Source organism: Streptococcus sp. SM5 (assembly GCF_027497975.1).
Genome location: NZ_JAJNSC010000009.1, coordinates 28,840 through 53,451, shown reverse-complemented (window position 1 = coordinate 53,451; position 24,612 = coordinate 28,840). Strand labels below are relative to the sequence as shown.

Below are 24,612 nucleotides of genomic sequence, written 5' to 3'. Positions count from 1 at the left end.
AAAATCAGGTAATCCTAGTGACTACCTGATTTTTTATGTCTTAAGCATTTTGCCAATTTTCTTGGTCTTCTTTAAATCGTTTTAGAAGGTCGAGGCCTTCTGGTGTGATATAGCCTTCTTCTTGGGCTAGATGGATGAGTTCACTGTAGTTAGAAAGCGTCACAAGTTTGACACCTGCATCTGCAAAGTTTTTGTCTGCTTTTGGCAATTGGTAACTGAAAATTGCTACTACACCAAGCACATCTGCTCCTTCTCGCTTTGCTGCTGCTACTGCTTCAAGAACAGAACCACCTGTTGAAATAAGATCTTCAACCACTACCATTTTTTGACCCTGAGCTACGCGGCCTTCGATTTGGTTACCAGCTCCGTGGTCTTTTGGTTTACTACGGATATAGGCAAATGGCAAGTTCATCTTATCAGCAATGATAGCTCCGTGTGGAATCCCTGCTGTTGCAGTTCCTGCAATGACTTCTACCTCTGGAAAGGCTTCTTTAATAGCTTCCACAAAGCCATTTTCAATTAAGGTACGAGTTTCTGGATAGGCTAGTGTCACACGATTATCAGTGTAAATCGGTGACCTGATACCAGATGCCCAAGTGAAAGGCTCCTCTGGTTTAAGGTAAACGGCTTGAATTTTCAAGAGGTGGCTAGCGATATCTTTAGCAAGTGTCATGGTCTTCTCCTTTTGTTTTTCTAATCTATTTCTTTAATTCTAGTCTTGGTTCCATTCCTCTTTGATTGCATGATAAGCTGCAACAGGATCCTCAGCTTGGGTAATGGGACGTCCCACTACGATATAGTCACTGCCTATTTGATAGGCATCTGCTGGCGTCATGACGCGTTTTTGATCTCCTACTGCAGCTCCCTGTGGACGAATGCCTGGTGTCAGACAGATAAAATCTGGTTTGGTAGCCTGCTTGATGACTTGCACTTCCTGAGCCGAGCAAACAACACCATCTAATCCCGCTTCAGCCGTCTTCTTGGCATAGTGGATCACAGACTCTTGCAGGCTGGTTTGGATATTTTGAAACTCCTGCATCTGAGCTTCTGATGTTGATGTGAGCTGAGTGACAGCGATCAATTTTGCTTGACTTCCAAGACCTTCACGCGCCGCCTTCATCATCTCTACACCCCCAGACGCATGAACATTGGTCATATCCACACCAAGCTGAGACAAGACCTTCATAGCTGATTTGACTGTATTGGGAATGTCATGAAGTTTGAGATCAAGAAAGACGCTGTGACCCAGACCTTTCAAGTAAGACACAATCTCAGGACCCGCTGCATAATAGAGCTCCATCCCTACCTTGAGATAAAGGCTTTCTTCTACTGGGAAATGAGCTAAAAATTCCTTGACCGCCTCAAAACTAGGAAAATCAAGAGCAATGACTGGACGATGTTCTCGCATAGGTTTCTCCTTCTACCTTTGCTAGTGAGAGAGTCTGGCCAACAGAAGCCACGAAAAAAGGAACCTGCCAACAGCAAGGTTCCACGAAAAATGGGTAGTCTCCACCCTTTCACCGTCTAACCTTAGCTGCCTCTCTGGACTGCTTTAAAGGTTTTTTACTATTCTATTATTTCTACTAACACTTGTCAAGTAAAAACATGGCAACTAAAGAGCTATAGGAGAATAGGTAAACCTAGCGACGCGATGAACGCTGACTTGTTTGGTTTCGATTGCTTTCTTCCTCCAATTTTTTCTTCTCTTCTTCCAATTTATTCTGCTGTTCTTCTAGCCTTTTCTTCTCTTCCTCTTTTTGTTTCTTCTCAGCTTCCTTAGCCTCTTGTTTGGCTTTTTCCTCAGCCTCCATGATTAATTTATCCGCCACAGTGTAGCTGTAAATTCCAGCTTCCATGTCAATCACACTCGGTTCTGACAATTGTGGCTTAATCTTACTGTAATATGGCAGTTTCTTACTCATTTCAGATAGAGGAACCAAAACTTCGTCCGAATCATTCATAGTCAATCGAATTAAATCAGAAGTCACCTTGCTTGGGGCTAGTTCCACCTTTTGGATAGAAGATTTGAGTTCGGGGCTAATTTGAGAAAGTTCTGAGGTAAAGGTCTTGATTTGTTCGCTGTTATTAAAGAGAACTGATATATAAGTTTCTGGCAGACTGACCAAACTCACCGAACTGGTCTCAAGCTGACCGCTTGAAAGGATTGGATAATGACTTTCTCCAGAAACATAATAGGCAACAATATCATATTCCTTGACCTTGATTGTAAACTTGGTTGGAAATTGATAGACAAGCTGAGCTGATTCAACCCAATAGTTAGACTTGATCTGCTCTTCATATTTTGCCTTGTCTAGCAGAAGGTTAATCGTATAATCCGAATCCTGAATGCCTGAAGCCTGTCGAATATCATCATCTGTAGTTTGCACGGTTCCCTCAACACGAATATCCTTCATGGTCGCATAAGGACTGAGCAAGTAAGCAGAGACAACCAATAAAAGCAGACTGAGAAACAAAATCGAGATAGCCCGCCAGATATGAACTCCTGGAATTTTCGGTTTAACCGTTTTTTCCTTTACAGGCTTTTTCTCTACTTTTTTAGCCTGTTTCTTTGGTTCTTTGGATTTTGGTTCTTTGGACTCTGGTTCTTCTTTTTTGACGTCTTCTGACTTTTCTACTTTTTCTTCAGACTCTTCCTTAGCTGATTCTGGGTCTTTTGGTTCAGGTTCACTATCTTGATCCTCAGTTTCATCTGACTTTTCAGATTTGGAAGCCATTCGAGCTTTTCTTTCCTTTTCCTTCTCCTCAGCTAGGGCTGCCTCTTCTTCAGCCTTCTTTTTTAGGTATTCTTGGTTTCGTTTCTGCCATTCTGATAACTCTTTAAATTCTTCGAGGATTTCTTTGCCCTCATTTTTCTTATCTTTTGACATTTACTTTCCTTATGATAAATCTTTTTTCAATAATTCATAAAAATCTGCTAGAGATTTCAATTCCTTAGAAGCCTTCATCTTAGCTTGGTAGTCTTCCTTGTGGCTTAGTAAGTGAGAAAGCTTCTCTTCTAAACTGTCCAAGGTCAAATCGCTTTCTTGAAGCTCTTCTGCATAGCCTTTTTTTACAAAGTAAGCTGCATTTTCAATCTGGTCTCCACGACTAGCTTCACGACCAAGTGGCACAATAACATGTAATTTTGCCATGGCCAAGAGCTCAAAAATCGTATTGGCACCACCACGTGTCACAACAATATCAGCCAATTCCATCAAGGGTTGATAGAGACTGGTCACATAGTCAACACGAAAAAGATTTTGGCTCAACTCGTTCAGGCTAGAATCTCCAGTTAGATTGATAATATTGTAGCGTTCTGTCAGTTCTTTCTTATGGTCTGTCACCAATTGGTTAAAGACACGAGCGCCTGCAGAACCACCGACAAACAATACAGTTGGCAATTTAGGATTAAAGTGGGTTTGAATATCTACCAATTCATCTGGTTCTGGATTTTTTTGATCTGAAACCTTGGTCACCGCTCCCACATGCTCGACCTTAGACAAACTTGAAGCTTGCTCAAAGGTTGAATACATCTTCGTCGCAAATTTATAGGCGATTTTATTGGCCAAGCCCATGGACAAGTCAGATTCGTGAATAAAGACAGGCACTCCTGAAACACGCGCAGCGATAACAGGTGGCACAGAGACAAAGCCTCCCTTTGAAAAAAGTGCTTGTGGACGAAGTCGCAACATGATAAAGAGAGATTGGACAATTCCCCATCCAACTTTAAAGACGTCCAGCATATTTTGCCAAGAGAAATAACGGCGCAATTTGCCAGTCGCAATAGAATGGAAGGTGACATCAAGACCCGACTTGAGGATTTCTTGGTGTTCAATCCCACGCTTGTCCCCAATATAGTGAACTTCCCAGCCATCTTCGATGAACTTAGGCATTAACAAAAGGTTGAGAGTAACGTGTCCAACCGTCCCCCCACCTGTAAAGACAATTTTTTTCATATTATTCCTTTAACTCCGCTACTGTGTCGATAAAGAGGTCGCCACGTACTTCAAAGTTAGCATACATATCCCAGCTGGCATTGGCAGGACTGAGAAGAACCACGTCTCCTTGAGTCGCAAGCTCGTAGGCCTTGCGGGTCGCATCTGCAATATCAGTCGCATCCACATAAGCCACACCAGCCTTATCTGCTGCCCGTTTGACACGTTCTGCAGACTGACCCAGGATGACCATCTTCTTGAGTCCAGTAATGTCTGGCACCAATTCGTCAAACTCATTGCCACGGTCCAAACCACCTGCAATCAAAATGACCTTACTGTTGTCAAATCCTGACAAGGCTTTTTGAGTAGCCAAGATATTGGTTGACTTACTATCATTATAGAATTTGATACCCTTGATTTCATCCACAAACTGGAGACGGTGTTTGACACCACCGAAGACTGAAAGAGTTTCTTTAATACTTTGATTATCCACACCACGAAGTTTAGCTACTGCAATAGTCGCAAGGGCATTTTCCACATTGTGGCTACCTGGAACTCCGATTTCATTCGCTGCCATAACCACTTCCCCACGGAAGTAGAGTTGACCATCTTCCAGATAAGCTCCATCAACCTTTTCCTGTGTTGAAAATGGTACAACAGTAGCTTGTGTTTTAGTACCCAATTCTTTTGCCAAGTCTTGGTTAAAGTTCAAGACAAGGAAATCAGCCGCTGTCATCTTGTTCTGGATATTCCATTTGGCTGTTACATATTCCTCAAATGATCCATGATAATCGATATGAGTTGGCATGAGATTGGTAATAACCGCAATCTCTGGATGAAATTCTTTCACACCCATCAGTTGGAAAGAAGAAAGTTCCATGACAAGTGTGTCCTTGTCTGTCGCAGTTTGGGCCACTTGACTGGCAGGATAGCCGATATTTCCTGATAAGAGACCATGTTGACCAGCAGCAGTCAAAACTTCCCCGACCATCGTCGTTGTGGTTGTTTTTCCATTTGAACCTGTGATACCGATAATTGGTGCTTCTGAAATCAAGTAAGCCAATTCCACCTCAGTCAAGACTGGAATTCCCTTTGCGAAAGCCTTTTCAATCATGGGATTGCTGTAAGGTATACCTGGATTTTTCACCATGAGGGCAAAGTCTTCATCCAAGAGTTCCAAAGGATGACCACCTGTGATAACCTTGATCCCTTCTTCCAACAAACTTTGCGCAGCTGGATTGTCCTCGAATGGTTTCCCGTCATTTACTGTCACAATAGCACCTAGTTTATCCAACAAACGAGCTGCAGATTCACCAGACTTGGCCAAACCTAAAACAAGGACTTTCTTATTTTTAAACTGATCTATTACTTTCATGTCTCGAACTCCATTTCTACTCTTACTATTTTACCATTTTTATGGAAATAAAAAAGCCACAAAGTGTGTTTGTGACTCTTTCTTCTAACTGAATTTTACCTTATCATCTATGTGATAAATCGGTAACTCGAATGACTTGGTCCACTTGCTCCCAAATCAGAGGATTGTGGGTCGCAATAATAATGGTCCGATTCGGATTTTTTAAAGATTCTAGGATAGAAAGTAATTCCTCAGAGTTTTTGGGGTCTAAAGAAGCGGTTGGTTCATCTGCGAGGATCAAAGGCGGATCCTTTAAAATTATCTTCGCTAATGCAACACGTTGTGCTTCTCCTCCTGATAACTCAAATATAGGTTGCTTCAAATCCAAATAAGAGAGGTTTACACGGTTTAGAGCTTGTTTCATCAAAGAGATTTTCTCTTTTTCCTTCAACTTTTTACCAACTAAACCCAGATTGAGATTCTCTTTGACGGTTTGGCTTTCAATTAAGCCAAAATCTTGAAATAAGTATCCCAAGTAATCTCTAAAGAAAACAGAAGGCTTGATGTCTTTAAGAGAGGTACCATCATAGATGATTTGCCCTTTGTCATATGGCTCTAATCGTCCAATCATATTCAAGAGTGTTGTCTTACCGCAGCCACTTGTACCGATTAAGGCATAAATTTTCCCACCTTCAAAATGAAGATTCGTATCTGAAAATAGCTGACGGCTTCCAAATTTTTTAGATATATTCTTTAGTTCAATCATCCTATTTTCCTTTCATAATTGTCATAGAAACACGAGATTCTTTATTAGCTTGACGGTAAAGCGTCAAAACTGCACTAGCTAGAAAGACTAATAAAGTGAGCAAGCCAATCACCAAGTCTCGACTGCTTAAAATAAAGAGACTAGCACCAAATATAAAACTGGCAAATTGGCTAACCATATACTGAGCATGTGTTTCAAAAAATCGTAAACCTGAAATTCGTTTAATCAAGATATCTCGACGGAATTGCTCGAAATATAGAAGATTGACAGAATAAAAGAGTAACAAGGAACTAGCTATCCCAACAATAGCTCCTAAGATTAAAGTTGCTGTTTCAGTTTGAACTTCATTATAACGAGTTAGATAAACACTTCTTCCTTCTTTAAGATAGGATACTTGCTTATAAATTCCAGCTTTCTTCAAGAGTTCTAGCCCACTCTCATATCCTTTGATAAAGAGTTGTTTTCCAGCATTGATAGACCAACTAGATTTGGAAATGATACTATCACCTGTAGATGTTGGAGTAAATACAACTAAAATCGGATCGGTTAAGTACTGGATGGATACTGGGTTTTCACCGTTATTATAAACAAATCGCTTTTCTCCAGTTGGAAGATAGCTAACAATCGCTCTCATTTCATACTCTAAAGGAGCACTTGCCTCCTCACCAGATTTTCCATAATAACTCAATCTTTCTTCAAAAACTTTCTTAAGTTCTGCTTCTCGAGAGCGCAAATGTTCTGGTAATAAGAGTCCAAATTCCCCTTTTTGAAGATGGGCTAGTTTCTGTCTAGTCTCACCATTTACAGATACATTTTCCTTGTCCAAATAACTTGGACTAACATAGAGCGTATTAGCATCTGGGCTATAGGTATCCAGTGTCTCTCCCTGTTCATTTTTTCCTTGTGGATTGGCAAAATGAAACAGATTATCCTTTACATAAAGAGCCTGTTCTTCTTCGATTGCTTCCTTGGCAAAGGCATACCACTTATTCTGATTTTCTGTATCTTTTACTCTATCACCTAAGCCAAAAGAAATTTGATAATAGTCTGCTCTGTCCTGCCATGCTTGTTTTGAAATTTCAAGTTCTTTCAATCGTTGGTAAGACGTCAAGCCTGTCTTAACAGCGTAGCCCACTGTAAAAACAGCTACTAACTGACACAATAGGGTTAAAGCCATCAAGCGTTTAAGGGGTAATCTCCCCTTAATAACAGGAACTAATGCTTTGTAACTCAAACTCATTAGATAAAGAAGCATTAGTAAAATTGAAATACCCAATAAAAACAAAAGATAGAAACTAATCCCAAAACCATATGTAGCTAACAAAATAGGATAAAACAAACCTTGACTAAAAAGAACGACTCCTCCACCTAGGAAGGAAAGGAGGGCTGATAGAAGGATCCACTTGATATCAGTCGATAAAGAATGCCCCATGATGGATAAGAGAGTCTGACCAGAAAAGAGTTTTATACCTGCTGCTCTCATTTCCTTAATCCGAGTGATAATCACTAAAGCAAAGAAAGATAAGCCAAATATTGCTAAACTAATTAAAATAAGGGGAATTAGTAACATTCTAAAAGCAAGAGAATAGGGCGGTGTCTTTCGGTCAGGAATTGCTTTATAACCCAAATCTCCTAATTTATCGGCAAGCTTTTCTTTCGTCAAGGAGCCTGACAAAAGGAGATAACTATTTAGCGGATCACTACGTTCACGACTTTCTTGGCTAGCTTCTTGGAATTCTTTTGGTAAAGTTCCCTGACCATAAGTTGCATAAGTAAAGTGAGTCGTCCCATCCTTACTCGGCTCTACGATTCTTCTAGCTATTAAACTCTGTTCTGAGTTTGCAAAATTCTCCAATTCCTGTTCAAATACCTCACGCGTCGGTTCCTGAGTATCCTTTTTGACACGAAGTAAGGAGACGGAATCATAGCTTGCATATAAATATTGTGGCGCACGTAAGACAATAATCCAAGCAAGGAAGAAGCTGAGAAAAAAAGTTGATAATAATATGAATAGTTTCTTCATAGTAGACTCCTTGTATAAGAGAATAACTCTATAGAAAGAAATTTTACATTTTATAAATTCTTAGAATTATTCTCCTAGTTTAATCCATCACACCCTGAGCAACAAAACAACAAATTTAATCCTTTCTTAGTTTGAAATCGGTTTCTTATAACTTAAGTATATCACTTTCTATATAATCTATCAACATATTTTACTAAGATATCATTAGTAATAGAATTTTAAAGTTTCCTTAGAAATAGATGTCGGGAAAGAATTTAAGTTCAGTTTTTCCCATTCATATTATCCAAGCAAAAGAGATGATATTAACTAAAAAGCAATTCGAACTACTGTAAAATTCCTAGCAAAAAAGAGAGCCGAAACTCTCTTTTTATCTTCTTTTACTTTTATTAACCGACATGAGGGTAATATCTCGCAAGCTAAAGTATGCTAGGAAGAGCATAGCGATTGCGATAAAGAATTCTGTCGGTAGCTGAAAGATTTGCAGAACTGACAACATGAGCAAAATCAGCAATGCTACGAAAGCAAAGACGACAAGGACGATATTAACTGTCCCTTTAATGCTTTCTGGTGTCGCAAATACATAGAGTAGTAATAAGAGGAGTCCTATGATTAAATAAACCATCTTTATCTCTTTCTAGCTCTTATTCAGCTGATTTTTTCTTCTTGTTAGCTTTCTCACGCTCTGCCTTGTTAAGGATTTGTTTACGCAAACGGATAGACTCAGGCGTTACTTCCATGTACTCATCGTCGTTCAAGAACTCAAGAGACTCTTCAAGGGTCAAGATACGAGGTGTCTTGATAACAGCTGTTTGGTCCTTAGTAGCTGAACGGACGTTGGTCATTTGTTTCGCCTTCGTGATGTTAACTGTCAAGTCGTTTTCACGAGAGTTTTCACCGATGATCATTCCTTCATAAACCTCAGTACCTGGGTTGACAAAGATCGTACCACGTTCTTCGATAGACATGATTGAGTAAGTTGTAGCCTTACCAGCATCGATAGAAACAAGGGCACCACGGTGACGACCACCAATTTCACCTGGAATCAATGGCAAGTATTGGTCGAAGGTATGGTTCATGATACCGTAACCACGAGTCATTGACAAGAACTCAGTTGAATATCCGATCAAACCACGCGCTGGAACAAGGAAGACCAAACGAGTTTGACCATTACCAGTTGAAATCATATCCAACATTTCACCCTTACGTTCAGAAAGGCTTTGGATAACAGACCCTTGGTATTCTTCTGGAGTGTCGATTTGTACACGCTCAAATGGCTCACATTTAACACCGTCGATTTCTTTTACGATAACTTCTGGACGAGATACTTGAAGTTCATATCCCTCACGACGCATTGTTTCGATAAGGATTGACAAGTGCAATTCTCCACGACCTGAAACAGTCCATTTATCTGGTGAATCAGTTGGATCAACACGAAGGGAAACGTCTGTTTGCAATTCTGCCTGCAAGCGTTCTTCCACCTTACGAGAAGTTACCCATTTACCTTCTTTACCAGCAAATGGTGAGTTGTTAACCAAGAAAGTCATTTGAAGAGTTGGCTCATCGATGTGTAGGATTGGAAGAGCCTCTACTGCATCTGTCGGAGTAATGGTTTCACCGACAAAGATGTCTTCCATACCAGAAACGGCAATCAAGTCACCTGCTTTGGCTTCTTGAATTTCACGACGTTCCAAACCAAAGAAACCGAAGAGTTTTGTAACACGGAAGTTTTTAGTTGTGCCGTCAAGTTTAGAGAGGGTAACTTGGTCCCCAACCTTAACTGTACCACGGAAGACACGGCCGATACCGATACGTCCAACGAAGTCATTGTAGTCCAAAAGTGACACTTGGAACTGCAAAGGCTCATCTGAGTTATCTACTGGAGCTGGGATATGGTCGATAATTGTGTCAAAGATTGGTGCCATAGTAGTTTCTTGATCAGCTGGATCATCTGACAATGAAGAAGTTCCATTAATCGCTGATGCATAGACCACTGGGAAGTCAAGCTGGTCGTCATCTGCACCAAGCTCGATGAAAAGTTCCAAGACTTCGTCCACTACTTCTGCTGGACGAGCTGATGGTTTATCGATTTTGTTAACAACCACGATTGGGACAAGGTCTTGTTCCAAGGCTTTTTTCAATACGAAACGAGTCTGTGGCATTGTTCCTTCGTAGGCATCTACGACTAAGACAACACCGTCAACCATTTTCATGATACGCTCAACTTCTCCACCGAAGTCCGCGTGTCCTGGTGTGTCCATGATGTTGATACGAGTTCCGTTGTAGGCAACGGCTGTATTTTTAGCAAGGATGGTAATTCCACGCTCTTTTTCGATATCGTTTGAGTCCATAGCACGCTCAGCCAATTCAGTACGTGCATCAAGCGTTTCTGATTGTTTCAATAATTCGTCAACGAGGGTTGTTTTACCGTGGTCAACGTGGGCGATAATCGCAATGTTACGGATATCTTCTCTTAATTTTGTCATGATTTCCTCTATAATATTCAAAATTTATTTTCTAACTGAACGATTATACCATATTTTCAAGTAAATAACATAACTCAAGCAAGTGTAAATGTTTTCACTCTGCTTTTCTTTTCACGTCAAGCCTTTTCAAAGTATACAACTTATGATAAGATAGGCACAGTATGCGTTTAGATAATTTATTAGCCCAAGAAAAAATCAGCCGAAAAGCCATGAAACAAGCACTTCTCAAAGGGGAAATTCTAGTCGATGGTTGCCCAGCCCGCTCCCTAGCCCAGAACATCGATACAGGGTTACAGGAACTCCTTTTTCAGGGCCGAATCATTCAAGGTTATGAGCACAGCTATCTCATGCTTCATAAACCTGCTGGTGTCGTGACAGCCAACAAAGACAAGGAACTTCCAACCGTTATGGACCTGCTTCCACCTGACATCCAGTCTGATAAACTCTATGCCGTTGGCCGACTGGACCGAGATACGACTGGACTCCTCCTCTTGACCGACAACGGTCCCTTGGGCTTTCAGCTCCTCCATCCCCAATACCATATTGATAAAACTTATCAAGTTGAGGTTAATGGACTTCTGACACCTGACCATATCCAAGCCTTTCAAAAAGGAATTGTCTTTTTAGATGGCACTGTCTGTAAACCTGCTAGGCTAGAGATTCTATCTGCAAGTCCTTCTTTCAGCCAAGCCTCTATCACCATTTCAGAGGGAAAATTTCATCAAGTTAAGAAAATGTTCCTGTCAGTTGGTGTCAAGGTTGTCTCTCTCAAACGAGTTCAGTTCGGTGACTTTACATTAGCCCCAGAACTAGCAGAAGGGCAATTCCGTCCCTTGAATCCAGAGGAATTGGAAGTCGTTAAAAACTATTTAGAAAAAAGTGGATAAAAGAAAAAAGCTTTATGTTTAAAGCTTTTTTAATCTTCTTTAACTCATGTGTAAGATAATTCCAACAATCCAGTTAAGAGCAGAAAGAACAATCCCTACAATAGCTATAATTTTTTCTGTTTTATAGTCTAGTCCAGATTCTTTTTGAAGTGAGTTAGCAAACAATAAACTGGTAATACCTAAACCAATACCTCCCAACGGAAATAACAAACCAAGAATAATCGACAAGATACCCACAAAAAGTGGATTTTTTTTCTTTTCTTGCATTTTCTAAAAACTCCTTAAACTAAACACAAATGAATAATACCATAAAAATCGGCTTTATCAATTGGGTGAAAAATGTTAGCACTATATTATCCGGTTCTTGAACCGAGAAGAGTGGATAAAACAAAAAAGCTTTTAAAAATAAAGCTTTTTTTGTTAGAATCCTGATTAGTGCATCATTAAGAGGAGTCCTGCAACCCAGTTAATTACAGAAACTACAATTCCTACGATATTTAGAATTCGTTCTGTTTTATAGTCTAATTCAGATTCTTTTTGATGTGAATTAGCCAAGACTAGACCAATGATCCCCAAAACGAGACCTACGATTGGAGATAGCAAACCAAGAACGATAGATAGGATACCTAAAACAAGGGAAGATTTCTTCTTTTCTTTCATATTATAAAACTCCTAAAATTATTACCACTAAATTATATCAAAAGAAATATGTTTTGTCTATATAATACTATACGTTTTTTCATCATATTAATCATAGCATTCTCTCAAAGAAACGTCCACTTGTCTACCCAAAACGGAACTTAGTTTGAGAATTTAGCTTATGTTAATTAGTCTTCACTTTTCCATTCCAAGAATCCAATCCATAAGAAAGAATATAAATCTCAGAGAAACCTTGCTTTTTCAGATAGAGCGCTGCATTTGTGACACGTTGCGCACGTTGATTTTCGTAAAGAAGGACAGGTTTCTCCTTACGAAGGGCTACAAGACTAGTCTTCAACTGACTTGAAGGAATATTGCGTGCACCAAGGATATGTTTTCTGTGAAATTCAGCTGGTTCACGCAAATCAATCAATTGACCCGTACGAATCAAGGCTTCAAACTCCTCATTGTCTACGATTTTAGCCGCACGACGAATACGGAGATAGTTAAAGCCCATCCACGCCAACATTGCTAGTATAAGTGCCAACAAAATCCAAGTAACCATTAGTTCATTTCTCCATTTTTCTCAATATAATCCAATTCTACCTTGTGCTCTCTGCGAAGAACCGCTTCTGCTTCTAGATAGTCTAGTTTGTCCATCAACCCTGCATCGTAAATCCGAGAGAGTTCCAGCTTCATCAGTTCAATATCATATAAGCGTTTTCCCATGTAAACAATAATACCAAATCGTTTGAGGAATTGCTGCACATCATAGAATGTTTTCATAAGACTCATTCTAGCAAAATTTTATGTTTTTTTCAAGAAGAGACTCACACAATGCTCCTGATTTTCCTATCTTCCTTGGCGATTCTGACGCAAGTGTGGTACAATAAAAACATGAGAATTCAACAATTACATTATATTATCAAAATCGTCGAAACTGGCTCCATGAATGAGGCAGCCAAGCAGCTCTTTATCACCCAACCGAGTCTTTCTAATGCTGTTCGAGATTTAGAAAATGAAATGGGTATTGAAATTTTTATTCGTAATCCTAAGGGTATTACCTTGACCCGTGATGGCATGGAGTTCCTCTCTTATGCCCGTCAGGTTGTCGAGCAAACTCAGCTTCTAGAAGAACGCTATAAAAATCCTGTCGCCCACCGTGAACTCTTTAGCGTTTCGTCTCAACACTATGCCTTTGTGGTCAATGCCTTTGTCTCTCTGCTCAAGAAAAGTGATATGGAGAAATATGAGCTCTTTCTTCGTGAAACTCGGACTTGGGAGATTATCGATGACGTCAAGAACTTCCGTAGTGAGGTCGGTGTCCTCTTCTTAAACAGCTACAACCGTGATGTTTTAACCAAAATGCTGGATGACAACCACCTGCTAGCTCACCATCTCTTTACAGCTCAACCTCATATCTTTGTCAGCAAGACCAATCCTCTGGCAAAGAAAGACAAGGTCAAACTAGAAGACTTGGAGAACTTTCCTTACCTCAGCTATGACCAAGGAACTCACAACTCCTTCTACTTTTCAGAAGAGATTCTCTCGCAGGAATACCACAAAAAATCTATTGTAGTCAGCGACCGTGCCACTCTCTTTAACCTCTTGATTGGTTTGGACGGTTATACCATTGCGACAGGAATTTTGAACAGCAACCTCAACGGAGACAATATCGTTTCCATCCCACTGGATATTGATGACCCAATTGAACTGGTCTATATCCAGCATGAAAAAACCAGCTTGTCTAAGATGGGTGAACGCTTTATCGACTATCTACTAGAAGAAGTCCAGTTTGATAGTTGAGAAATCAGCAAAATTTTATTATAATAAGCAAAAAAACAAAAGGAGATAAATATGAAAAAAGTTATACTTGCTAGTGTTGTTTCCCTATCTATTTTAGGATACACTCAAGCAACTGCTCATGCTCAAGAAAATAAAGCAGAGGGAGTACGAGAAAATGTAACAATTCCTCACTCAAGTACTTCAAAAATCGAAAACCAAGAAAAATCGAAAGAGAAGGTTGAAAAAACAGACAATTCTTCTAAAGTTAATGACAAAGAAGAACAAATCGAAAAAAACTCCCGCTAAAGCAGAGGAGAAAGCGGAAGTAAAAAAAGAAGAAAAAAAGTTGAAAAAGTCAAAGAAGGTTGGCAGGAAGAAAATAATAACTGGCGATTTTATGAACACAATAAACCTGTTATCAACTGGAAAAAAATCCAAGGAAAGTGGTACTACTTCAACAAAGATGGAAATCGACTAAGCAATACAACCTTTGATGGTTATGTATTCAATAAAGATGGAGTGATGGCTGAGAACGGTTGGAACTTCATCAATGGAAAGTGGTACTTTGCTAGTTCTTCAGGAAAAATTTCTCAGAATAAATGGGAAAAAATTGCTGATTCTTGGTATTACTTCGACAAAGATGGAATCATGCTTAGTAATACTACTTTTGACAGCTACTTACTGACCAAAAGTGGTGCTATGGCCACAAACGGCTGGGCAAAAATCGACCAAAATTGGTACTATGCAACATCCTCTGGAAAAATTTCTCAGGACAAGTGGGAGAAAGTCAATGGTTCTTGGTACTACTTTGATAAAAAGGGAATCATGTTGAGCTCAACTACATTTAAGGGCTACCTATTTAATAATAGTGGTGCTATGGCTGAAAATAGCTGGGTAAAAATTAAAGATACCTGGTTCTATGCGAACGCATCTGGAAAATTTGTCCAAAACAAATGGGAAAAAATCAGCGGTTCTTGGTATTCTTTTGCTCAAGATGGAGCTATGTTAGCCGATAAATGGTCGGGAAGCTATTATCTAAAAACCAATGGGGCTATGGCTGATAATGAATGGATATTTGATAAAAATTATAATAGCTGGTTCTTTTTGAAGCATGGTGGAATGTATGCATCAAAAGAATGGATTGGAGCTTATTACCTCAAAGCTGGTGGTTATATGGCTAAAAAAGAGTGGATTTACGACGACACTTATAAGGCCCGCTACTACTTAGATGATAATGGACATTATATTTCCGGAACTTACAAAATTGACGGTAAAGATCATCTGTTCCACAAAAATGGTCAATGGATTTCTGAGGTCTCAAAAGAAGTTGGTTTTGTAAAAGGCCAATACAGTAAAACCATCTTTTTGGATCCTGGACATGGGGGAAGAGACTCAGGTGCATACTATTACAATATCGCTGAAAAAGACCTCAACATGCAGGTGTATCGTAAATTACGCAAAAAGTTAGAAGAACTTGGCTACAAAGTTCTCACTTCACGTGATATCGATATTGATGTAGACTTCATAACAGAACGTTCTCGTATGGTTAACAAGACTAACTCTGACATCTTTATCAGTATTCACTTCAATGCGACTGGTAGTGCATACTCAAAATCTAGTGGAATTCAAACCTATTCCTACAGTGATGAACCTGATTATCCAAGTAAAATCAACCCATACTGGCATAACCATCCTGACCGTATGAGCGAAAGCAAGCGCCTCGCAGCAGCTATCCATTCTTCATTGTTAGCTGAAACTGGTGCTAAAGATGCTGGTTTATTGGAAAGAAGCTTTGCCGTTCTTCGAGAAACTGCTAAACCAGCCGTCCTCCTAGAGCTAGGTTATATGGATAATTTCGCTGAAAATCAACAGATTCGAGATAGCCACTATCAAGATAAGCTTGTAACAGGTATCGTGAAAGGAATTCAAAAATATTACGCTGGTAAGTAAAAAAGGGTCTCGAGAAACCTCGAGGCCTTTTCTATTTGTCTTATTTTTTATCTTTATCAGTAAAGAGGTACCCAATACCAATGCAAGCTAGTACGCCCGCTCCAATTACCAAGCCACTTGAAATTGGTAAAAGGTCCAAAATTGCATTGGCGATGATAAAGGCAATAATCAAACACATCAGACTAGCCTTGTAATCTTTTTTTAAAAGATTCTCTAGAGTGAAAAAGAGGAACAAACCTACCGGAATGAGTGACCATGGGTTGACATCCAAACTTGGCCATCCAACAGAACCAAAATACAAAATCAAAGCTGAAACTAGCAAGAATCCAATACCTAATAATTTTTTCATTTTTATCTCCCATTACTTTTTTATGAACTTGACTTGTCTGATGTCGACGCTCGCATCTCTTACAAAAATTATTATAGCAGAGGTCAGTTTCAAGAACAAGCTCTGTTGCCTATCTGGTCTCTATCTCAGTCTAAGTGGTTCAATAGTTAAGATAAAAGAAAAGAAGCCCTAATGAGCTTCTTCATTCTAGCGATTGCAACAGTATTTCTGAACTAAAACAATCGACAGTTAGATTCTAAACTAGTTTTTTCTAGTTCGTATTTTTCTTTTCCTTAGATTCTAGAGAAGTTTTGATTGCTTCGCGTTCAGCCTGTAGTTGAGCTAAATGCTTCTCCTCTTCATCAAGTTTACTAGTATCTGGTTTTACACGATAATAAACATCTTCTGGTCTCGATAACATCGCTTCATACTGCTGTCCTGCAAACAGTCTCTCCTCGTCATGATTGCTTTTATCTGTCAGTTTTCCATCATCACCAGGTTTCATGACAACTCCACTTGGAACAGCAACTACTACAAATCCTCCAGCAACAGAATCTTTTGCCCAAGCACTTAGAGAAGCTGTCTCAGGGTTACGACGATCTTGACCTTTTGATACCTTTAATCCAACTACAGATTCGTACTTTTGATCATTTGTAAACCAAGTGGCATCTACTTCTCCAGAATTATTAATAATGTATTCATTGCCAGATTGACTACGCCATGTGCCTTTCAAACTAGATAAATCATTATTTCTTAGTGCTTCAATATCCAGTTTCGGAACTGCAGTTTCTTCTTTTAGCTTGCTAACAAGTGATTCTGCTTCAGTAATCTTGGTGTCTAAATCAGTCAGTTGATTCTTGAGTTTCTGGATTTCCTCTTGCTTATCTTTATCAGTCTCATCTGTTTTTCCTTGGTTTGTAGATGTCTGACTTGTTGACTCTTTAGTTGAAGTTACAGACGATGCTAGACTTGACTCTTTATTTGCCTTATTAGATGAGAATAAGAAGATACTTGCTAGGATTGCAACAACCAAAAGACTAATGGCAATGCCAATATAGACTTTTATTTTAAATACCTTGCTCCTAATTGTAGCTGGAGAAGATCCTTTCACTACCTTCGAGACAGTTGATTTAGGATCATTTGTCTCTTCAAAATTTTTCTTAGTCATAGTATTCCTCCTATTTTTAACTATATTTCATCTATATTTTAGACAAATTCGTCATATTTTATCAGTATCCATGAATGGATGCACTTTCCAAAGAAAACCAATCGGCTAATCCTAAAATATTGGCATCAATAGAATCATCCATTAAACTCTATATCGAGTTTATTAACATAAATTATACCATAATTTTTAAGAATTTTATATATTTTTATAGTCTGACTATGATAAATAAAGGGAGCTATTTTTTGTATTATTCACTTATCTTTATAAAAATTATAATAGACGTATTTACTTATCATATTGCATATAGACTGTACTTCATCAAATAAATCTTGAGTTTTTACGATAATTTTAAAAATACAATTTTTAATATATAGTTCGATACCGTATTTTATGAAGTTGGTAGAATCCAAAAAATCTTCCTATTTTCAATAAGAAGATTTTTTGTTATCTAAATAAAGCCCATTAATACATTCTAAAAGAGTATAATTATCAATGTAAACTTAAGAATTAAGTATTAAATAGTAATTGTCAGCAAACTGTTTAACCATCACAGTATCTAATCTCAGTACATAAACCATTTTTTCATCCATACCTTTTGTCTTAATCTTGATCTTTTTTCTTCAATCCAAGAAGTGCTCCTACTATAAACAATATTCCAGCAATGAATGGTGTAAGAACTGCTCTAACTGTTCCGGTTTTTGGCAACTTGTCAGAATGGTTAGTATCCGACTTACTATCAATGTTAGTATGTTTATTAGCTATATTCTCTTGTTCATTAAGATGGACTTCCTTCTTATTTTCAAAGTTTTTATCAAGAACTGTAGTTGTAACATCCTTAGTTGAATCAGATTTTTGTGAATGATTTGCTCTTTGTAAGTCCCCTTTTCTATGACTTTGATTTAATTGACTAGGATTTACCTGTGGCTTATCTTTCTTTTTGGATACATCAAAAGTAGGTTTATTTTCCTCCTCCTTTTTCTCCTCTATTTTCTTGAATACAGGTTTTATAAGGGTATCTTTTGATAGATTAAGAACATAGCCAACGTCTTTTTTCCCTTCGAAACCAGCAATTTCCCAGCCATCAAATTGATATCCTTTTTCTGATTCGCCCATATAGACAGGTAAAATGAAATCTTCTTCCGACACTATCGTTGAACTCATTTCTTTTCCATTTTGAATGGTCACAGTTACCATCTGAGGTTTTAATTCACTTACCTCTCCCGTATCTTTGTTTAAAATGAATTCTTTTACGGTTGTATTTCTTGCAAAATCTTTTACAACTATCTTAATGTTTAGTGTCTTATCTGCTATTTGTTTAATATCAGCAAATGATTTATATTCTTTTCCATTTACATAAATATGTTGTTCTTGAATCTCACCATCGAATCCATTATTTCTTTTATCATTGATATTAAAGACTACAGATTTTCCATTAGCATATTCGATACTAGTATTTCCCTTAGGATCAATGCTTACTTCAGGTTTTACATTATCATATAAAAATTGATAGTGTACTCCAACCGCTTTCGCATTCAAATCGCTATAGCCAGTTTGAAGATAAACATTTCCATCCATATCTGTTACCTTATCTGGGAATCCGTTTGCTTTATAGTCTTTCATTCCCCAGTCCATGATGTCACCGTCTTTAACATTAAGCTTAATGTTAAAATCTCTAGTGTTATCAATGTGTAAATCTCCATAGATTAAATAATTATCTACAACCGATTCATTAACTCTCAACTCCCAGTTAAAACCACCCTTATCAGAAATCTTACCTCTTAAATAGAATTCTGGATTTCGTACATAAATTTTATTAGATTTAGATGGATTAAAGTAGTTCTTGTCCATTGAAAGATTTACTGGTTTTGCATCAATAAATAACGTAGAGCCATCTTCTCTTATAGCTTCTACATTGGACTTATCCTCTCCTGTGTACTCTTTACCATCCTTACCAAATAATACAAGTTTAGAAGAATCTGTCACAAGATTTCCATCTTTATCGATTGCTTCCCCTTTATCATTCATTTTAAAGGTAAACACTTGATACCTTACAATGTTAAAGCCGTCCAAAGCCGACATTAATACTGATTGAGTACTTCTTCCATCTTCAACATTTCTACTATCAGCATAAATTATTTTTTCTGATAAGACTCTTAGATTAGGATTGGCCTTTTGGATTTTTGCTATATCTTCCTGGCTATAGACTCCATTCCCTTCTAACATATCCGTTTTTCCAGGATTATAGGTAGTCACTTTTAGTGCATAGCCTTTTCTTAGAATGATGTTATCCTTTAATAGATATTGTTGTTTTTCTGAATCAGAATAGATTTTACCAGATTCCATGTCCGTTAAATTGGTTGGTTTATTTTTTGAAAGATCTCCTTCTCCTAATTCTATTACATTCCCATAACTTGATGCATAGGGATATTCTGTTTTAGTTTCCTTATTTTTTTCAGGCATTCTAATTTTAGTTTCAGCTTTTATCTGATCATCATCTTTAACAAAGAATCTCATATCTCCTGCAAAAGCTAATCCATCCACAATATCATTAATATTAGCATATAAATCAAATGTCATCGTTTTTGATTGGGAATCATACTTGGTCGTTTTGATTTCTATAGATTTATAGTTATTGCCATAATATACCTTGGCATTTTTAGAAACATTACTGATCTTTCCAAGAATTTCAAAGTGTCCATCTTTAGACGGGCTTAGAACACCATAAATTTTTGATTTGATTTCATCAAGTTTTTCAGTTTCATATTCTAAGGCACTACCATCGTCATAAGCAATGATATTTCCCTTATCATCGTATTTATAATCGTATTCCTCTGTTCTCTTACCAGTTTCACTTGTAAAGTCATCAACTTCTCTAAATTTCTTTTTAATGAGTTTCTTTAAATCTTTGCTTTCAAATTCTCTAATTGTTGAAATGGCTTTATTGATAGTAAAGCTAGATTTTTCTTCGATAGACTCTTCATTTTCTTGATGATTTTCTACCTCAGTTGTATCTTTTTTAAGACTATCCTCTTTTCTATTTTCTAAATTTTTAAATTTAGATTCGGCAATCTCGCCAAGCTTTTGGTATTTAGATGAATCCTGATCAGGATCTACTAGATAATAGGAAATCATCCCCTTTTCATCAGCATGATCAGCAAATTTAATTCTATGAATCTTTGTGAAATTGCTAGAGCCATCTAGTGCAATGACTTCAATGATTTTTCCTCTTAAATCTCCTGCACCATTAATTTCATAAATAGTATTTCCGTCTTTGTCAAGTTTTCTATTTCTTCCTTGACCCTCACCTGCATAAGTGACTTCAAGATTTTTCTCAACCTCTCCATCTTCATTAACCAGAGCGGCTCCTGCATACCAAACTTCGTTGGCAATCTCGTCAAATTTTTCAGGATGTTCTTTCTGATCTCTCGCAAATAAAGTTTCATTCTTGTATTGCTCTTTTACTTTGTGATAAGTATCCTTTGTGATCAGCTTAATTTTTTCAGGATTTGAAAAATCAATCGAAACAATCTTAGGGGCTGTGTTATCAATTTTTACAGGAATATAGGAAACCTGCCATGGATAATCTTTAGTTAATCTATATTTAAATTTATAGAAATATTGACCTTCTGCAATTGGTTCAAATTGACCTCGTATCTTAGTAGCAGGATCTTTGGTATCCTTGCTTTCTGGTGCATTTTCTTCTCTACCTCTAGGGTTATAAATGAGTCCATCCCATTTCAAGTCACCCCAAACTTTTAGCTTAGAAGATTTGATTCCCTTTGCATCATTTCTTTTAGAGTTTAAAATTCCTTTAATAAAGTGTTCTCTCGAAATGACTTTTAAGTCGATTTGATTTTCTCCCTCTTTATTTGTATTTACTATTGAAATCATTCCTTCTTCTGCACTTCTTAATACAAGTGGAGAAGGTGTTAATCCTCTTTCAAGTTGAGCATCTTGAGGATTTCCATTTGAATCTAAAGGATAAATTTTAGCAATCTTAGAACCACTTGATGATGGTGCGTTGATCCCTTCGTTATTGAAAGCAAATAATTCTGGATTTTGATCTAGGGATGTTGTATTTTTATCTTTTCTATTTTGTATAACTCCTGCTGGATTAAATTTATCTATACCATGTTCTCCACCAATCCCCTTATTTAATGTTCCTGGAATTTTCGGTTTCCCATCATCATCATAACCTTCCATTGTTTTTGATTTTGAACCTTCTTCCCAGGCCCATTTATCAAGGATTGGCTCTTTGTTCCAATTCCCAGCAAATCCCATTAGAGGCATCGATAAAGAAGGTTGGAAGTTTATTTTCTTCCCGTTGGAGTTCAGAGCTTCCATTTCTTCCACTGACTCAAAATGAATAAATGATTCTACAAATTTATTTTTGTTTTTAGCCTCCCCAACATTTAGAACCGCATTTAAATCAAAGCTAGAATTTGGGCTTATGGTGAAAGTATCATGCTCAAATGTGATATTTGCTCCTTTGACTTTTTCTGGGTGAATTTCTGGAACAATTTGCTTCCCATCTGGAGATTTTTCATCTTTATATGTTTCATCCAGTTTGAGTCTGTCAGTTAGAGCATCTGTAGTTACGGTTGATGCTGAAACTTTAAAGGTCAAAGGTCTGTTTGATGTATTGTGAAGCTTAATTGTAAAATATTTTTTATCTCCTTTTATTTCTTTAAGAGAAATAGAACCATAAGAGTTTACTAAACCTTTAGAATCTGTGTTTTTGAAAGTCGCTACAACTTCATTTCTCAATGCATTGGCAACATTAATTAGCCCTGCCCCCTGTTGTCTAGGTGATGCAAAGTATTGACTTTTTTCTTTCCAAGAAGTCGCATCCATCATAGGCCGTGCAGTATTTTGTAGGGCTATTTTTGTAAGACTTGTGAGATCTATTTTGTCATCTCCCTTAAGATTTTTCAATACAGGTCTTTCAAGCATTTCCTTTAACTTTGGCCTAATCAAAACAGTAGAAGCTGCCACGATTGGAGTTGCCATACTAGTCCCTGACATATAACCATAAGTTGATTTCCCATTAATGACATTGAGAGTGGATTTAATATTTTTACCTGGTGCTGAGACATCAGGTTTTAAAAGTAAATCTGTTCTCGGTCCCCAAGATGTGGATCCTGCTGGGACTATAATATCTTCTTTATAAAGTTCTTTGTCGGTTTCAGGTGCAAACTTAAAGTCAATTTCTTTTTCATCACCTACATTCGGTTTATTAGAATTATAGCTTGCCATATCAATTGGATAGTATTGCTCCAATTTATCTTTAAAATCTTCTTTATTATTTCTTTTAACTTTAGTTTTTTTATCAGGGTTAATCATGTTCCATAACTTTACACCATCATCTCCTGAAATTGAGAAAACTTGACTAGTAGTTCCTTCATCCTCTTCATATCCCATAGCTGGGAGCTCTGTCCAATTATCTCTATTGTAGTAATTTACAGTATTTACAACCATAATGGCGCGTGCACCCTTATCCGTTGCTCGTTTAAAAGCATTTTTTAAATCCTTTGTATAAATTCTATCCATTACTGCAATTTTGCCCTTAAGATCCAAACCTATCAAATCTTGGTCTTGACCTTTGCCTATATATACAAATTTCAATTTACTAGGAGCTTTTGAACCATCTTCGTTTGTTATGATTTTATTCTTATCGAAAAAAGCCCCTATATTTCTGTATTTAAAACTTTCTCCTCCAATCTTAACTTTATCAAACTCAACTGTTTGATTTTTAGCAGAAGCAACTGCTATCGCATCTTCATGTGCTGCAGTTCGTGTTACATTTCCAGTGTCGGTCATTTTCAGATTATTATTTGCCACCAAATCCCATGAAGAACTTGAAGCAGAAGTTGCATAGTTACCCGTAGCTACCACCATTGGAATGCCTGCTTTTCTTAACGCCCTAATAGCTTGCCAATATTTCTCACCTACAAGGCCCGTTCCTGTAAAGCCAGATGATACCGAAACAACATCGACATTGTGTTTGATGGAATCTTCAATAGCATGAAACATTGTTTCATCTCCTGCGAAGCCAGATCCTGCGTCAGAGTACATTTTATAAGAGAAAATTTGTGCATTAGGCGCAATTCCATCTATTCCGTTAAAGTTTTTAATATCTTTTTCAGTGTCATTTCCCGCAAGAATCCCAGCAATGTGCATCCCATGTGGATCAAAATAATCGCTTCCATCATCAGCTTTTTCTACAGTAATTTTACCACCATTATAATAATTGAAAGCATGAGGAATTTTATCACTCAACCAGAAATTTTTATCAGTACCTTTTAAGTCTTCTTTTTTAAATCTCATTGAGTCTTTGGCATCATCATCGATTCTCATAGCCTTATGCCTATAATCTGTCCCCGTATCGATATTTGAAATAACCATACCTCTGCCATCAAAGTTTTTCCCAAATGGTGCATTGATAGATTTTAGGTAATCGATTGCCTCTTCAACTCCAATTTCTTTTCTAGCATGATTCATCATAGGTTGGACTTTTTGTGACCGTTCAACCGATGAAATACCTTCTATTAGTTTAATTTTGTCCAGAGTATCTTTGGTTGTTTCAATAGCGCTACCGTTAAAAATTCTATCATAAGTATATAAAACTTTTGTATTCTTAAGATTTGATAGTTCCTTGATTGCTTTTTCTCCAGATTCTTTATCTTTAAATTCAGCAATATAGACAAGTCTATCTTCTTTTTTGGGATTTTCTGTGTCTTTACTTGCAGACGAGTTTGCATTATCTCCTTTGTATTGATTGGAATCTTCTTTTTTGATTGTTGCTTTTTCATTGTTAGTTTTATTGTCTATCACAGATTCTTTACTAACAACTTCTTTTTCCTCAATAACTGTTGTTTTCTTCTCTTCAGTATCCTTTGAAGTTTCTATAGCATTATGAATATCTTCATGTTTTTCTTTGTTTTCTTTTTGTTTACCTACTACTACTTTTTCTTTATCAGAGATACTTAAAGCATCTTCAGAACTAGATGTATCTGCTAAGACTACCTCATTAGGGACATATGCTGCTAAAATAACTGCAGCTGTGGTTAATGACAATACTGTACTTTTTTTCATTTTAATTCCTTACATATTTATTTAACTTCCAATAGATAGAAAACTTTAACTTTGCTAGCCTTTGTTATAAAAAGTTTTACTAAGTATTATCTAGGAAATAGAGTAGTACATTTATATATAATTGTTAGCTCTCTGAAAAATAGTATATCAATTAAAAAAATTTAAGTCAAGAAAAATTAAGGGGTATTAATTTTATTTT

The 24,612-nt window shown here is 37.3% G+C and carries 19 protein-coding genes and 1 pseudogene; 4 read left to right on the top strand and 16 right to left on the bottom strand.

Going from position 1 to position 24,612, the window contains the following annotated elements:
- Window positions 1-40: 40 nt before the first annotated feature.
- The 9 genes from pyrE to typA all read right to left on the bottom strand — a co-directional run bounded on the left by pyrE (window position 41) and on the right by typA (window position 10,561).
- Window positions 41-673: an orotate phosphoribosyltransferase gene (gene pyrE, locus PAN07_RS08345; protein WP_004256185.1), complete on the bottom strand. Its 633-nt coding sequence runs from the start codon at window positions 671-673 to the stop codon at window positions 41-43.
- A gap of 39 nt (window positions 674-712) precedes the next feature.
- A complete protein-coding gene (gene pyrF / locus PAN07_RS08340) occupies window positions 713-1,408 on the bottom strand; it encodes an orotidine-5'-phosphate decarboxylase (protein WP_261077821.1) in 696 nt (231 codons plus the stop codon).
- A 232-nt stretch (window positions 1,409-1,640) separates the two neighbouring features.
- Window positions 1,641-2,888 (bottom strand): cell division protein FtsQ/DivIB, encoded by a 1,248-nt coding sequence (locus tag PAN07_RS08335; protein WP_261014307.1) that lies wholly within the window; start codon window positions 2,886-2,888, stop codon window positions 1,641-1,643.
- Between the two features lie 9 nt (window positions 2,889-2,897).
- Window positions 2,898-3,956 (bottom strand): UDP-N-acetylglucosamine--N-acetylmuramyl-(pentapeptide) pyrophosphoryl-undecaprenol N-acetylglucosamine transferase, encoded by a 1,059-nt coding sequence (locus PAN07_RS08330; protein ID WP_125416997.1) that lies wholly within the window; start codon window positions 3,954-3,956, stop codon window positions 2,898-2,900.
- Between the two features lies 1 nt (window position 3,957).
- Window positions 3,958-5,310: a UDP-N-acetylmuramoyl-L-alanine--D-glutamate ligase gene (gene murD / locus PAN07_RS08325; RefSeq protein ID WP_269797680.1), complete on the bottom strand. Its 1,353-nt coding sequence runs from the start codon at window positions 5,308-5,310 to the stop codon at window positions 3,958-3,960.
- A gap of 103 nt (window positions 5,311-5,413) precedes the next feature.
- On the bottom strand, window positions 5,414-6,055 hold the full coding sequence (locus tag PAN07_RS08320; RefSeq protein ID WP_000571283.1) for an ABC transporter ATP-binding protein: 642 nt from the start codon (window positions 6,053-6,055) through the stop codon (window positions 5,414-5,416).
- Between the two features lies 1 nt (window position 6,056).
- Window positions 6,057-8,078 carry a bacteriocin-associated integral membrane family protein gene (locus tag PAN07_RS08315; RefSeq protein ID WP_261051692.1) on the bottom strand — a complete coding sequence of 674 codons (2,022 nt, stop codon included), beginning with the start codon at window positions 8,076-8,078 and terminating at the stop codon, window positions 6,057-6,059.
- A gap of 367 nt (window positions 8,079-8,445) precedes the next feature.
- A complete protein-coding gene (locus PAN07_RS08310; protein ID WP_024056536.1) occupies window positions 8,446-8,700 on the bottom strand; it encodes a DUF3165 family protein in 255 nt (84 codons plus the stop codon).
- 19 nt (window positions 8,701-8,719) lie between these two features.
- Window positions 8,720-10,561: a translational GTPase TypA gene (gene typA / locus PAN07_RS08305; RefSeq protein ID WP_000164122.1), complete on the bottom strand. Its 1,842-nt coding sequence runs from the start codon at window positions 10,559-10,561 to the stop codon at window positions 8,720-8,722.
- A 161-nt stretch (window positions 10,562-10,722) separates the two neighbouring features.
- Between typA and PAN07_RS08300 the strand changes: the two genes are divergently transcribed.
- Complete coding sequence (locus PAN07_RS08300) at window positions 10,723-11,448, top strand: pseudouridine synthase (RefSeq protein ID WP_084863065.1); 726 nt, start codon at window positions 10,723-10,725, stop codon at window positions 11,446-11,448.
- Window positions 11,449-11,487: 39 nt separating this feature from the next.
- On the opposite strand, the gene PAN07_RS08295 is transcribed toward PAN07_RS08300, so the two are convergent.
- From PAN07_RS08295 to PAN07_RS08280, 4 genes are all read right to left on the bottom strand, one after another.
- Window positions 11,488-11,715, bottom strand: coding sequence for a hypothetical protein (locus tag PAN07_RS08295; RefSeq protein WP_084863064.1), 228 nt, complete (start codon window positions 11,713-11,715; stop codon window positions 11,488-11,490).
- 165 nt (window positions 11,716-11,880) lie between these two features.
- The gene (locus tag PAN07_RS08290) at window positions 11,881-12,108 is read right to left on the bottom strand and encodes a hypothetical protein (protein WP_049492311.1); all 228 of its coding nucleotides are present in this window, start codon (window positions 12,106-12,108) and stop codon (window positions 11,881-11,883) included.
- Between the two features lie 163 nt (window positions 12,109-12,271).
- Window positions 12,272-12,652: a rhodanese-like domain-containing protein gene (locus tag PAN07_RS08285; protein WP_084863062.1), complete on the bottom strand. Its 381-nt coding sequence runs from the start codon at window positions 12,650-12,652 to the stop codon at window positions 12,272-12,274.
- Complete coding sequence (locus tag PAN07_RS08280) at window positions 12,652-12,882, bottom strand: YqgQ family protein (protein WP_070528059.1); 231 nt, start codon at window positions 12,880-12,882, stop codon at window positions 12,652-12,654. Before PAN07_RS08280 ends, PAN07_RS08285 begins: the two co-directional genes overlap by 1 nt.
- Before the next feature lie 102 nt (window positions 12,883-12,984).
- Between PAN07_RS08280 and PAN07_RS08275 the strand changes: the two genes are divergently transcribed.
- From PAN07_RS08275 to PAN07_RS08265, 3 genes and pseudogenes are all read left to right on the top strand, one after another.
- On the top strand, window positions 12,985-13,893 hold the full coding sequence (locus PAN07_RS08275) for a LysR family transcriptional regulator (RefSeq protein WP_049487917.1): 909 nt from the start codon (window positions 12,985-12,987) through the stop codon (window positions 13,891-13,893).
- Between the two features lie 51 nt (window positions 13,894-13,944).
- Entirely contained in the window at window positions 13,945-14,178 is a 234-nt protein-coding gene (locus tag PAN07_RS08270) for a hypothetical protein (protein WP_084863061.1), read from the top strand.
- 33 nt (window positions 14,179-14,211) lie between these two features.
- Window positions 14,212-15,822: pseudogene (locus tag PAN07_RS08265) on the top strand (N-acetylmuramoyl-L-alanine amidase); the annotation flags it as partial.
- A 40-nt stretch (window positions 15,823-15,862) separates the two neighbouring features.
- Here PAN07_RS08265 and PAN07_RS08260 read toward each other — a convergent pair.
- The 3 genes from PAN07_RS08260 to PAN07_RS08250 all read right to left on the bottom strand — a co-directional run bounded on the left by PAN07_RS08260 (window position 15,863) and on the right by PAN07_RS08250 (window position 24,413).
- The gene (locus PAN07_RS08260) at window positions 15,863-16,171 is read right to left on the bottom strand and encodes a hypothetical protein (protein WP_247933276.1); all 309 of its coding nucleotides are present in this window, start codon (window positions 16,169-16,171) and stop codon (window positions 15,863-15,865) included.
- Window positions 16,172-16,421: 250 nt separating this feature from the next.
- A complete protein-coding gene (locus PAN07_RS08255; RefSeq protein ID WP_247933275.1) occupies window positions 16,422-17,318 on the bottom strand; it encodes a DUF6287 domain-containing protein in 897 nt (298 codons plus the stop codon).
- A 600-nt stretch (window positions 17,319-17,918) separates the two neighbouring features.
- Window positions 17,919-24,413: a S8 family serine peptidase gene (locus PAN07_RS08250; protein ID WP_269797679.1), complete on the bottom strand. Its 6,495-nt coding sequence runs from the start codon at window positions 24,411-24,413 to the stop codon at window positions 17,919-17,921.
- Window positions 24,414-24,612: the final 199 nt, after the last annotated feature.